The sequence below is a fragment of the Allobosea sp. P5_A5 genome, from assembly GCF_056400625.1.
Genome location: NZ_JBFUKY010000015.1, coordinates 49,281 through 61,796, shown reverse-complemented (window position 1 = coordinate 61,796; position 12,516 = coordinate 49,281). Strand labels below are relative to the sequence as shown.

At 66.0% G+C, this 12,516-nt stretch carries 10 protein-coding genes; 8 read left to right on the top strand and 2 right to left on the bottom strand.

Annotation, left to right across the window (positions count from 1 at the left end; genetic code table 11):
- Positions 1-157: 157 nt before the first annotated feature.
- The 5 genes from AC1DR6_RS21410 to AC1DR6_RS21390 all read left to right on the top strand — a co-directional run bounded on the left by AC1DR6_RS21410 (position 158) and on the right by AC1DR6_RS21390 (position 4,815).
- The gene (locus AC1DR6_RS21410) at positions 158-1,219 is read left to right on the top strand and encodes a MaoC family dehydratase (protein ID WP_476831296.1); all 1,062 of its coding nucleotides are present in this window, start codon (positions 158-160) and stop codon (positions 1,217-1,219) included.
- A 144-nt stretch (positions 1,220-1,363) separates the two neighbouring features.
- A complete protein-coding gene (gene sdhC, locus AC1DR6_RS21405) occupies positions 1,364-1,765 on the top strand; it encodes a succinate dehydrogenase, cytochrome b556 subunit (protein WP_476831295.1) in 402 nt (133 codons plus the stop codon).
- Between the two features lie 10 nt (positions 1,766-1,775).
- Positions 1,776-2,168, top strand: a complete 393-nt coding sequence (gene sdhD / locus AC1DR6_RS21400; RefSeq protein WP_476831294.1) for a succinate dehydrogenase, hydrophobic membrane anchor protein — start codon at positions 1,776-1,778, stop codon at positions 2,166-2,168.
- Positions 2,169-2,172: 4 nt separating this feature from the next.
- Positions 2,173-4,005, top strand: coding sequence for a succinate dehydrogenase flavoprotein subunit (gene sdhA, locus AC1DR6_RS21395; RefSeq protein ID WP_476831293.1), 1,833 nt, complete (start codon positions 2,173-2,175; stop codon positions 4,003-4,005).
- 9 nt (positions 4,006-4,014) lie between these two features.
- Positions 4,015-4,815: a succinate dehydrogenase iron-sulfur subunit gene (locus AC1DR6_RS21390; RefSeq protein WP_476831292.1), complete on the top strand. Its 801-nt coding sequence runs from the start codon at positions 4,015-4,017 to the stop codon at positions 4,813-4,815.
- A 238-nt stretch (positions 4,816-5,053) separates the two neighbouring features.
- Here the strand turns inward: AC1DR6_RS21390 and AC1DR6_RS21385 are convergent, their stop codons facing one another.
- Together AC1DR6_RS21385 and AC1DR6_RS21380 are read right to left on the bottom strand one after the other, a co-directional pair.
- The gene (locus AC1DR6_RS21385) at positions 5,054-6,295 is read right to left on the bottom strand and encodes an NAD(P)/FAD-dependent oxidoreductase (RefSeq protein WP_476831291.1); all 1,242 of its coding nucleotides are present in this window, start codon (positions 6,293-6,295) and stop codon (positions 5,054-5,056) included.
- A complete protein-coding gene (locus AC1DR6_RS21380) occupies positions 6,292-7,089 on the bottom strand; it encodes a glutamine amidotransferase (protein ID WP_476831290.1) in 798 nt (265 codons plus the stop codon). Before AC1DR6_RS21380 ends, AC1DR6_RS21385 begins: the two co-directional genes overlap by 4 nt.
- A gap of 241 nt (positions 7,090-7,330) precedes the next feature.
- Between AC1DR6_RS21380 and AC1DR6_RS21375 the strand changes: the two genes are divergently transcribed.
- From AC1DR6_RS21375 to AC1DR6_RS21365, 3 genes are read left to right on the top strand one after another with little or no spacing between them, the layout of a single operon-like run.
- Positions 7,331-7,966, top strand: coding sequence for a TetR/AcrR family transcriptional regulator (locus AC1DR6_RS21375; RefSeq protein WP_476831289.1), 636 nt, complete (start codon positions 7,331-7,333; stop codon positions 7,964-7,966).
- The gene (locus AC1DR6_RS21370; protein WP_476831288.1) at positions 7,963-9,210 is read left to right on the top strand and encodes an efflux RND transporter periplasmic adaptor subunit; all 1,248 of its coding nucleotides are present in this window, start codon (positions 7,963-7,965) and stop codon (positions 9,208-9,210) included. The genes AC1DR6_RS21375 and AC1DR6_RS21370 overlap by 4 nt, the downstream gene beginning before the upstream one ends.
- Before the next feature lie 11 nt (positions 9,211-9,221).
- Complete coding sequence (locus tag AC1DR6_RS21365) at positions 9,222-12,452, top strand: efflux RND transporter permease subunit (RefSeq protein ID WP_476831287.1); 3,231 nt, start codon at positions 9,222-9,224, stop codon at positions 12,450-12,452.
- Positions 12,453-12,516: the final 64 nt, after the last annotated feature.

The window sequence follows — 12,516 nt, the reverse complement described above, 5'->3', positions numbered from 1 at the left end:
TCATTCTCGGGCTTGACCCGAAAATCTCATGACGAAAGAGGCGCACTTTCCTGCATGAAATTCTCGGGGCAAGCCCGGCATGACGTCGGACCTTTCCTTAGGGCTTGCCGCCGCCCTTCGTTGCAACGCACACTCGCCCGCGATCAGGAGGCTTTGCATGCCCGGCGCGAGCGCAAAAACCAGTTCCGGCCGATTCTTCGAGGATTTTCACCTCGGGGACACGATCGTGCACGCGACGCCGCGGACGGTGCGGGCCGGCGATGCGGCGCTGTATTCTTCCCTCTATGGCTCACGCTTCGCCGTGCAGTCCTCCGACGCTTTCGCCATGGCGATCGGCTACCCCACGGCGCCAATCGACGATCTGCTGGTCTTCCATATCGTCTTCGGCAAAACGGTGCCGGACATCTCGCTCAATGCGATCGCCAATCTCGGCTATGCCGATGGCCGTTTCCTCAAGCCGGTGTTTCCGGGCGATACGCTTTCGGCCACCTCCGAGGTGATTGGGCTGAAGCAGGCCTCGTCGGGCGATGCCGGCATCGTCTATGTCCGCTCGATCGGCCGAAACCAGCACGCCGAGATCGTGCTGAGCTATGCAAGGTGGGTTCTGGTGCGCAAGCGCCGGCCGGGCACGCCGGCCCATGCCGAGCAGGTGCCGGAACTGCCCGGCGTCGTCACCCCCGAACTGCTCGGCGAAGGCTGTCCGCCGGTCGAGCTCGCGTCCTATGACGATGCGCTCGCAGGCTCCCGCTTTCGCTGGGCGGATTATGCCGTGGGCGAGCGTATCGACCATGTCGACGGCATGACGGTGGAGGAGGCGGAGCATCAGCTTGCCACGCGGCTCTATCAAAACACCGCGCGGGTTCATTTCGATGCGCACGCCGCCAAGGATAGCCGTTTCGGGCGCCGGCTGATCTATGGAGGCCATGTCATCAGCCTGGCCCGCGGGCTGTCCTTCAACGGCTTGAGCAACGCCTTCCATATCGCCGCGATCAATGGGGGGCGCCATGTCGCGCCGCTCTTTGCAGGCGATACCGTCTATGCCTGGAGCGAAGTGCTGGAATGTGCCGAACTGCCCGGCCGCAGCGATCTCGGCGCGCTGCGATTGCGGCTTGTTGCGACCAAGAACCTGTCCGGTGCCGGGCATCCCTTCAAGGACGGGGAGCGCTATGCCGAGGGCGTGGTTCTCGATCTCGACTACTGGGCACTGCTGCCCCGCTAGCATTTCCGATAAAATGACATAAAATGAAATCCGTCACCAGCGTCGCTTCTGTCGCATTGCAGCACTGTCGGGGTTTCGGTAGACAGCAGATCACTCTAGAATGATCCCAAATGCGCCCCGTATGCCGGCGGCGTCGATCGGAGAATGATCTTGGCCGAGGTCAAGCCCGCGGCTCGCCCGCTGTCCCCCCATCTGCAGATCTACCGCTGGTCCTGGACGATGGCGATGTCCGTCGCCCATCGCGTCACCGGGACGGGTCTCTATCTCGGCACCGTGCTGATCGCCGCCTGGCTTGTCGCGGCCGCGTCGGGCCCGCACGCCTTCGAGACGGCCCAGTGGTTCGCGGGGTCGATCCTCGGCCGCCTGGTGATGTTCCTCTACAGCTTCTCGTTGATCCACCACATGCTCGGCGGTGTGCGCCATTTCATCTGGGACACCGGCAACGGCTATGATCCGCAGACGCGGATGAACCTCGCCAAGTTCTCGCTGGTGGGCTCCATCAGCCTGACGATCCTGATCTGGGTCGTCGCGCTCGTGCTGCGCTGAGGAAACCGCCATGCTCTCCAACTCCTCGATGCGCACCCCGCTCGGCCGTGTTCGCGGTCTCGGTTCGGCCAAATCCGGCACAGGCCATTTCTGGCTGCAGCGGGTCACCGCCGTCGCCAATCTCGTCCTGACGATCATCTTCGTCGGCATCGTCATCGCGCTGGTCGGCCGGCCCTATCCGTCGGCCGTCAAGCTTCTGTCCAACCCGCTCGTCGCCATCCTGATGCTGCTCTTCATCGTCTCGGCCTGCATTCATATGCGGATCGGCATGCAGGTCATCATCGAGGACTATGTCCATCATGAGGGCGCCAAGATCCTCGCTGTGATGGGCAACACATTCTTCGCCATCGTCGTCGGCGCTGCCAGCGTCTATGCGGTGCTGAAGCTGTCATTTGGAGGCTGATCCGATGGCGATCACCAAGTCCCGCCCGGTCCAGGCCTATGCCGGCACGGCCTATCCGATCACCGACCACACTTTCGATGTCGTCGTCGTCGGCGCAGGTGGCGCTGGGCTTCGCGCCACCGTGGGCTGCTCGCAAGCCGGCCTGCGCACCGCGTGCATCAGCAAGGTGTTTCCGACGCGTTCGCATACGGTGGCGGCGCAAGGCGGCGTCGCCGCCTCGCTCGGCAATATGGGCAAGGACACCTGGCAGTGGCACATGTACGACACCGTCAAGGGGTCTGACTGGCTCGGCGATCAGGACGCGATCGAGTATCTGGTGCGTAATGCGCCGGCTGCCGTCTACGAGCTCGAGCATTGGGGCGTGCCGTTCTCGCGCACCGAGGACGGCAAGATCTACCAGCGCCCCTTCGGCGGCATGACCACCGAATTCGGCGAAGGCCCGCCGGCCCAGCGCACCTGCGCGGCGGCCGACCGTACCGGCCACGCCATGCTGCACACGCTCTACGGGCAGGCGCTGCGCCACAACACCGAGTTCTTCATCGAATATTTCGCCATCGACCTGATCATGGACGAGGACGGCCATTGCCGGGGCGTGATCGCGCTGAAGCTCGATGACGGCACGCTGCACCGTTTCCGCGCCCAGCAGACGATCCTGGCGACCGGCGGTTATGGTCGGGCCTATTTCTCGGCGACTTCGGCCCATACCTGCACCGGTGACGGCGGCGGCATGGTGCTGCGCGCCGGCCTACCGATGCAGGACATGGAGTTCGTGCAGTTCCACCCTACCGGCATCTACGGCTCCGGCTGCCTGATTACGGAAGGCGCACGCGGCGAGGGCGGCTACCTCACCAATTCCGAGGGCGAGCGCTTCATGGAGCGCTATGCGCCCTCGGCCAAGGACCTGGCCTCGCGCGACGTCGTCTCACGCTCGATGACGATGGAGATCCGGGCCGGCCGCGGCGTCGGCAAGGACAAGGACCACATCTACCTGCATCTCGACCATCTCGACCCGAAGATCCTGCACGAGCGCCTGCCCGGCATCTCGGAGAGCGCCAAGATCTTCGCCGGCGTCGACGTGACGCGCGAGCCGATCCCGGTTCTGCCGACGGTGCATTACAACATGGGCGGCATTCCGACGAACTTCCACGGCGAGGTCCTGACCAAGGTCGGCGGCGATCCGGATACCGTGGTGCCGGGCCTGATGGCGATCGGCGAAGCCGCCTGCGTCTCGGTGCACGGCGCCAACCGTCTGGGTTCGAACTCGCTGATCGACCTTGTGGTGTTCGGGCGTGCAGCCGGCCTGCGTTGCGCCGACACGGTCACGGCGGGCGAAAAGCAGCCGGAACTGCCTAAGGGCTCGTCTGACCTCGCGCTGACCCGCCTCGACAAGTACCGCAATGCCTCGGGCGGCACGCCGACAGCGGCGCTGCGCGACCGGATGCAGCGGACGATGCAGAACAACTGCGCCGTCTATCGCGAAGGCGACACGCTTGAAGAAGGCCACAAACTGATCCACGAGGTCTGGGGCGGCCTCAGCGATGTCGGAACGAAGGATCGCTCGCTGATCTGGAACTCGGATCTGATCGAGACGCTGGAGTTCGACAACCTGATTACTCAGGCCGTCGTCACCATGGACTCCGCGTTGAACCGGCCGGAAAGCCGCGGCGCCCATGCCCGCGAGGATTATCCGAACCGCGACGACAAGGACTGGATGAAGCACACGCTCGCCTGGATCGACGACGAGAAGCGCACCGTCTCGCTCGACGACCGTCCGGTCCATACCTACACGCTCTCGAACGACATCGAGTACATCAAGCCCAAGGCGCGGGTGTACTGAGGAAATCCGATGGCTGAATTCAACCTTCCGAAGAACTCCCGCCTGACTGAAGGCAAGGCCTGGCCGAAGCCGGCCAGCGCCAAGAATGTCACCGAATTCAAGGTCTATCGCTGGAATCCGGACGATGGCGCCAATCCGCGCACCGACACCTATTACGTCGATCGCGACGATTGCGGGCCGATGGTTCTCGACGCGCTGATCTGGATCAAGAACAAAGTCGACCCCACGCTGACCTTCCGTCGCTCCTGCCGTGAGGGCATCTGCGGCTCTTGCGCCATGAACATGGACGGCAAGAACGGGCTGGCCTGCACGACCGGCATCGACGAGTGCAGCGGTACCACCGGGAAGAGCGCCGGCCGGGTCGCGATCTATCCGCTGCCGCATATGCCGATCGTCAAGGATCTGGTTCCGGATCTGACACGGTTCTACGCACAGCACGCGTCGATCGAGCCTTGGCTCCAGACGACCACGCCGGCACCGGAGCATGAGTGGCGCCAGGCCAAGGATGATCGCGAGAAGCTCGACGGTCTCTATGAGTGCATTCTCTGCGCCTGCTGCTCGACCTCCTGCCCGAGCTATTGGTGGAATGGCGACCGCTATCTCGGCCCCGCCGCGCTGCTGCAGGCCTATCGCTGGCTGATCGATTCCCGGGACGAATCGACCGGTGAACGCCTCGACAATCTGGAAGACCCCTTCCGGCTGTATCGCTGCCACACCATCATGAACTGCGCGAACGCCTGCCCGAAGGGCCTGAACCCGGCCAAGGCGATCGCGGAAGTCAAGAAGATGATGGTCGCCCGCCAGGTCTGAGCCGGCGCGAAAGCTACTGGCGTGGCCGTCTAACGCGACGGCCTGCGCTTCCGGTGCTCACGGACTGAAGTCCGCTCCGCTCCGGTTCTCGGCCGCCACGCCAGCCGACTCACGACAGCGCGTTCGCGCCCAGCTCAGCAGCGCGTCATTCTCGGGCTTGACCCGAGAATCTCATGACGAGACAGCACTGGTTTCCGAGATGGTCGGGTCAAGCCCGACCATAACGCCCTGCCGCCGCTCAACGGATATAACGCCCCGGCCGGAACGGTGTCGGGTCTATTGGCGGCTTTTCTCCGCAGACCATCGCGGCGATGATTTCGCCGGTGATCGGCCCGGTCGAAAAGCCGATATGCTGGCTGCCGAATGCCAGCCAAAGGCCGGGATGGCGTGGCGCCTCGCCGATCATCGGCAAGGAATCCGGCAGGGTCGGCCGCGCGCCGCGCCATGTCTCACCGACGACCTCGCCGAGCGGGAAGGCCTCGCGCGCCGATGCGGTGGCCGCATCGATCTGGCGGTGCTCGTCTGGCGCGTCGCGGTCGGAGAGGTCCACCCCGCTGGTGATGCGAAAGCCCTGCTCCATCGGGGCCATATAATAAGCTCCGTCGACATCGTAGACCGGTCGCGAAAGGCTCGCCCCCGCGTTGGGTTTGAGATGGCGGTGATAGCCGCGCTCGACATCGAGCCAGGGGTCGAGACCGAGCGGCTTCAGCAGGTCGCCGCTCCAGGGTCCGAGCGCCACGACAGCGAGATCAGCCCCGAAGCTGCCCGTCGCGGTGTTGGCGCGCCATCCCCCGCCCTGGCGGATGAGCCCGGTGACGACCGCCTGCTCGATGCGCCCGCCACGCTTGGCGAAAAGCGCGGCATAGGCGGCCGTGACGGCGCCGGGAGAATCGACCGAACCGACGGCGGGAATGAGCAGGCCGGCCGGGAAGATCGGATTCAGGCCCGGCTCGACGCCGGAAATGCCCTGTCTGTCGAGAATCTGCGACCCGATGCCGTGCCGCTTGAGAAACTCATGCTCGGCCCGCGCCGCTTCATGACCGGCCTCGGTGCGCCAGAGCTTTAGTGTCCCGGTTTCGCGCAGGCGATGCGAGACGCCGGCCTCTGCCATCAAGGCGCGATGGCGCTCGACTGTACCTGCCGTCAGCGCCTGCAAGGCCTCGATCCGAGTTCCGGCCTGCGAGGGGCGCGCCTCCCAGAGGAAGCGCAGCAGCCAGCCCGGCCGGGTCAAGGTGCGGCGCCAGCTCAGGTTCAGCGCCGGGTGGCGGTTGCCGAGATAGCTGGCGATCCTGGCGTAGAGCGAGGGATTGTTCAGCGGAACGAACGAGGAGGTCGCGAGCACGCCGGCATTGCCATAGGAGGTTTCCCGGCCTGGCTCCTTGCGGTCGATCAGCGTGACCGTGAGGCCTCGCTTCTGGAGCGCGAGCGCGCATGAGACGCCGACCATGCCGGCGCCGATAACGAGAACTGAACGCGTCACGCGGTTGCCGCTCCGGCTTCCGCCGGCTCCTTCAGCCAATGGTCCAGAAAGGCGTCGAGCCAGAGCCGGATGGCCGGATCATGCTGGAACCAGCCGGGGATATGGGTATGGCCGAGCTGGGCGCCCGGCATCAGCGTGCGTTCGTAGCCGCGCACCGACCAGCGATACATCATCGCCGGCGTCACTTCCGGGTGAAACTGGATGCCGTAGGCCTTTGACCCGGTCCGGATGGCCTGCACGGGGAAGTCGCCGCCCACGGCCAGGCACGCGGCCCCGCTGGGGCAGTCGAAGCCGTCACGATGCCATTGGTAGACGTGGTGCGGCCAAACGAAACCCGCCTCCGACGCGGCGTTCCGCCCGGTTTCGGTGATGTCGAGGGGGTAGTAGCCGACCTCGGCACGCCCTTCGCCATGGGTATAGACGCGCGCGCCCATCTGCTTGGCCAGCATCTGGGCGCCCAGGCAGATGCCGAGGAAGGGTGCATCCTCCTTCAGGCAGGTGGCGATCCAGTCGATCTCGCCCTTGATGAAATCGTCGGGGTCGTTGGCGCCCATCGGACCGCCGAAGATCACGGCGCCGGCGTGGTCGCGCATCGTCTGCGGCAGCGGGTCGCCGAAGCGCGGCTTGCGGATGTCGAGGGCGTGGCCCCGAGCCTGCAGCAACCGGCCGACGCGGCCGGGTGTCGAGTGCTCCTGATGCAGCACGATCAGAACCGGTTTGGCCGGAGCGGAGCGCGACGGCGGCGGCAAGCATCTCGAAGGCGCGCGAGGATATGGAAAGGCGTGTTCGTTCATCAGCGATTTCAGGTTTCGCCAGCGCCGGATCGATCGAGCACGGAAAAGCGCCCGGCGCGGATTAGAATGGGTTCAGCTGCATTTTCAGGCAAGCAAATCTTGCGCCGGGGCGCCGCTTGCGGCGCACGACATCCATGCCTGTTTTGCAGGCAAAGGGGCTGGCGGCGAGACGCGGCTTGACGTCTCGGGCTTGCTCAGGCAATGAGAATGAACGTTCATTCTCATTCGTCGAGCCGTGCCGATGTCTTCGCCCGCTGCCGCATCCGCCGATCACGGACTTTCCGAACGGCATATCCGCATCCTGGATGCGGCCGAGCKGGTCTTCGCGCGCGCCGGCTTTCATGCCGCGACGATGCAGGACGTCGCGGCGGAAGCGGGGATGAGCCCCGGCAATCTCTACCGATACTTCTCGGCGAAGGACGCCATCGTGGCGGGCCTCGCCGAACGCGACCGCAGCCAGATCGCCCTCGACTTCGCGGATTTGTGCCCGCGCAAGGGCCCGCTGCTCGACCAGCTCGAGGCGCTCGGTCGCAGGCATCTGGTTGAGAATCCCCGCGAGAAGGCGGTTATCGCCCTTCAGATCTGGGCGGAGGCCTCCCGCAACCCAGGCATGGCCCAGATGTGCGCCAGCATTGACGGCACCGTGATGGAGGGCCTCTGGGCCGCCATCAGCGAAGCGAAGCGGAATGGCGAATTGCCGGCGCTGCTGGACGAGCGGCGCTTCCTGCTGGCGATCAGCATGCTGGCCGATGGCTTCCTCTGCCGTCGCGCGGTCGATCCTTCGTTCGATACGGCAGTCGCCGCCGAAACCCTGTTCGCCTGCATGCGTGCGCTGGCACAGACGACCCTTCTGCCGGAGCCGGAGAGCCAGTCATGACATCCGCTTTTCTGCCGCGCCGGACTCCGACGATGTCCGTGAAGGAGCGAACCTCGATGACGCTGCGCTTTACCCTTTCCCATGGCCTGGCCGGTCTGGCGCTGCTGGCGGCGATCGCGGTGCCATCCGCGATGCCCGCCCGCGCGCAGGAGCCCGCCGCCCCCAAGCAGTCCGCCGGGCCTTCCGTTACCGTGACTCAGGCGAAGACGACCGAGATCGTCCAGAGTGTCGTGGTCGCCGGCTCGATGGTGGCGCGCGACGAGGTCATGGTGGTGCCTGAGGTCGACGGGCTGTCGATCATCGAGATTCTCACCGAGGAGGGTGACCGGGTGGCGAAGGGTCAAGTGCTGGCGCGGCTCAACCGTGTCACGCTCGATGTCCAGAAAGGTCAGAACGATGCGCAGGTCGCGCGGGCGGAGGCCTCGATCGCGCAGGCCAACGCCCAGATCGCCGAGGCCGACGCCAATCTGGTACAGGCCAACAACGCCTTCGACCGCACCAAGACCTTGCGTGACAATGGCAATGCCAGTGCCGAGACCTTCGACCAACGCGCCGCCGCCGCTCGCTCGGGCCAGGCCCGCGCCAGCTCGGCCCGCCAGGCGCTAGCCATCGCGACGGCCGATCTCGCACTGGCCAAGGCGCAGGGACGCGACATCGAGGTCAAGCTTGCCCGCACCGAGATCAGGGCACCCGCTGCCGGTCTCGTCAGCCGACGCATGGCGCGGCTGGGCGCGACGGCCGCGATGGCATCGAACGAACCGCTCTTCCGCATCATCGCGGATGGCGCCGTCGAGCTGCAGGCCGATGTCGCGGAGGTCGAACTGCCGGGCCTGAAGATTGGCCAGAAGGTCGCGGTGACTCCTGCGGGTGCGAAAGAGGCGCTGGCGGGTACGATCCGCCTGATCGCCCCGGAGGTCGACAAGGCCTCGCGGCTCGGCCGCGTGCGTGTCGCGCTGGACGGCAATCCGCCGGTTGCGCTGGGCAGTTTCGCCAAGGGCGTGATCGAGACCGGGCGGAAATCCGCGGTGACGCTGCCGCTTTCGGCCATCACCTATATTCGCGGCGCTTCGACGGCTCAGGTGGTGAAGGACGGTAAGGTCGAGACGCGCAAGGTGGTGCTGGGGCTGATGGGCGGGGGGCGCGTCGAGATCGCATCGGGCCTTGCCGAGGGCGAGACGGTTGTGGCCCGCGCCGGCACCTTCGTGCGCGACGGCGATGTCGTCACGCCGGTTGCGACGAACTGACGGGTGCCGGCATGAAGATCAACTTCTCCGCATGGTCGATCCGGCAGCCGATTCCGGCGATCCTGCTCTTCGTCGTGCTCTGCGTGCTCGGGCTGATCTCGTTTTCGCAGCTGCCGGTGACGCGCTTCCCCAATATCGACGTGCCGCTGGTCTCGATCACGGTCACGCAATCGGGCGCGGCGCCGGCCGAGCTGGAAACGCAGGTCTCCAAGCGCGTCGAGGATGCGGTCGCCAATATTCCCGGCGTCAAGCATCTGCGCTCGACCCTCACGGACGGCCAATCGCAGACCATCATCGAGTTCCGGCTGGAGACGAACACCGACCGGGCCGTCAACGACGTCAAGGACGCCATCGCCAAGATCCGCGCCGATCTGCCGCGCACCATCGACGAACCGGTGGTCCAGCGCATCGATGTCGAGGGGCAGTCGATCCTGACCTATGGCGCGGCCTCGCCGGGCCTGACGCTGGAGCAGCTTTCCTGGCATGTCGACGATGTCGTTTCGCGCGAATTGCAGGGGCTGAAGGGCGTCGGTCGCGTTGAACGCTATGGCGGTGTCGATCGCGAAATCCGCATCTCGCTCGATCCCGACCGGCTGCTGGCGCTCGGGATCACGGCGGGCGAGGTCAACCGGCAGGTGCGCTCGACCAATGTCGATCTCGCGGGCGGGCGCGGCGAGGTCGGCGGCCAGGAGCAGGCGATCCGCACGCTCGCCGGTGCCAAAACCGTCGCCGATCTCGCCGAAACCAAGATCACCCTGTCGGGCGGGCGCGAGGTCCGCTTGAAGGAACTCGGCCGCGTCGAGGATTCGAACTCCGAGCCGCGCGCCTTCGGTCGGCTGAACAAGAGCCCGGTCGTGTCCTTCGCGGTGTTTCGCTCGAAGGGCTCGAGCGAGCTTTCGGTCAAGGATGTGGTGTCCCAGCGCATCGCCGATCTCAACAAGCGCTATCCGGACATCCGCATCGCGCCGATCGACGACGCGGTCGCCTACACCGCCGGCAACTACAAAGCCGCGATGGAGACGCTGCTGGAAGGCGCGGCGCTCGCCGTCATCGTGGTCTTCCTGTTCCTGCGGAACTGGCGCGCGACGCTGATCACCGCGATCGCGCTGCCGCTGTCGGCGATCCCGACCTTCTGGGCGATGCAGCTGATGGGCTTCTCGCTCAACCTCGTCAGCCTGCTCGGCATCACGCTGGTGACCGGCATTCTCGTCGATGACGCGATCGTCGAGATCGAGAACATCATGCGGCATATGAAGATGGGCAAATCGCCCTATCGCGCCGCGATGGAAGCCGCCGACGAGATCGGGCTCGCGGTGATCGCGATCACGCTGACCATCGTCGCGATCTTCGCGCCGGTGTCGTTCATGGGCGGCGTGGCCGGGCAGTATTTCCGGCAGTTCGGCCTGACGGTCGCGGTCGCCGTGCTGTTCTCGCTGCTGGTCGCGCGGCTGATCACGCCGATGATGGCGGCCTATCTGATGCGTCCGGTCGCGCATGCCGACCCGAGGGACGGGCGCATCATGGGCGCCTATGTCAGCTTGCTGAACGCGACGCTGAAGAAGCGGCGCAATCCGTTCTTTCCGCGCCGCGACGGCTCGGGGACATGGCGGACAATGCCGTTCAATACGGCCTATGCGACGCTGATCGTCGGCTTCCTGTTCCTGTTCGGCTCGATCCAGGCGACGCAGCTCCTGCCCACGGGCTTCATCCCGGACGAGGACACCTCGCGCGTGGTGGCCTCGGTCGAGCTGCCGCCGGGCGCGACGCTGGAAGACACCCGTGTCACCAGCGACAAGCTCGTCGACGCGCTGAAGACGATTCCCGAGGTGCGCGACGTCTTCGTGCTCGGCGGGGCATCGCCGACCGGCCAGCGCGAGGTGCGCCGCGCGGCGGTCTTCGTGCTGCTGAAGCCCAAGGCCGAGCGTTCGATCCGCCAGAAGGAGCTCAAGGTTACCATCGCGGAGAAGCTCGCCAGCGTGCCGGATGTGCGCGCCTGGTACGTCAACGAGCGCGGCGAGCGCGAGATGGCGTTCTCGATCCTCTCCAAGGACGGCGATGCGCTCGACGAGGCGGTGGCGCGGATCGAGACGCAGATGCGCAAGGTCACCGGCTATCTCAACGTCGCGACGGCCGGCTCGCTCAACCGGCCGGAGCTGCGGATCACACCGAAGCTGGAGGAGGCCGCCAGCCTYGGTGTCACGCCGGAGGCGATCTCGGAGGCGGTGCGCGTCGCGACGCTGGGCGATGTCGGCGCCAATCTCGCCAAGTTCACGGCCGGCGACCGGCAGGTGCCGATCCGCGTGCAGCTCGACGAAGCCGCACGCACCGACATCCGCAACATCGCGGCGTTGCGCGTTACCAATACGAGCGGGGTCTCGATCCCGCTGACGGCGGTGGCGACGATCGGCTTCGGCGACGGGCCGAGCTCGATTGACCGCTATGACCGGGTGCGACGTGCCCAGATCGGCGCCGATCTACGGCGTGGCTTCGAGCTCGGCACCGCGCAGGATACTTTCGAGCGGATCGTCAAGCAGGTCGGGCTGCCCAACGGCGTCTGGATCGCGACGACGGGTGATGCCGAGATCCAGGGCGAGGTGGTGCAGGGCTTCATTCAGGCGATGACAACCGGCCTGATGCTGGTCCTCGCCGTACTGATCCTGCTGTTCGGCTCGGTCTTCCAGCCGATCACTATTCTGCTGTCGCTGCCGCTGTCGTTCGGCGGCGTGGTGATCGCGCTGCTGGCGACCGGCAATGCCGTCTCGATGCCGGTCTATATCGGCCTGCTGATGCTGATGGGCATCGTCACCAAGAACGCGATCATGCTGGTCGATTTTGCGGTCGAGGAGGTCGCGCGCGGCAAGGACCGGATGACGGCGGTGATCGAGGCCGGCCGCAAGCGCGCGCGCCCGATCCTGATGACGACCATCGCGATGGCTGCGGGCATGGCGCCTTCCGCCTATGGCGTCGGCGATGGCGGCGAGTTCCGCGCGCCGATGGCGATCGCGGTGATCGGCGGACTTCTGGTCTCGACCGTGCTTTCGCTGGTCTTCGTGCCGTCGTTCTATTCGGTGATGGACGATCTCTCGAAGCTGACGGGCCGGCTCTTCGGCCGCTTCTTCAGCAGCCCCGAGGATGAGAGCCAGTGGCAGCCGCTCCACGACGCGGACCATGCCACGCCGGGCGAAGCCACGGCGGAGGCCATGGGTCGCAACAGGCCGGCCCCTCGGCTTGCGGCGGAATGAGCGATCGGAAGCCGTGGCCTTAAGGCCCGGCCTCCGATGATCCGCGCGCCGGTGATCGGCGTAG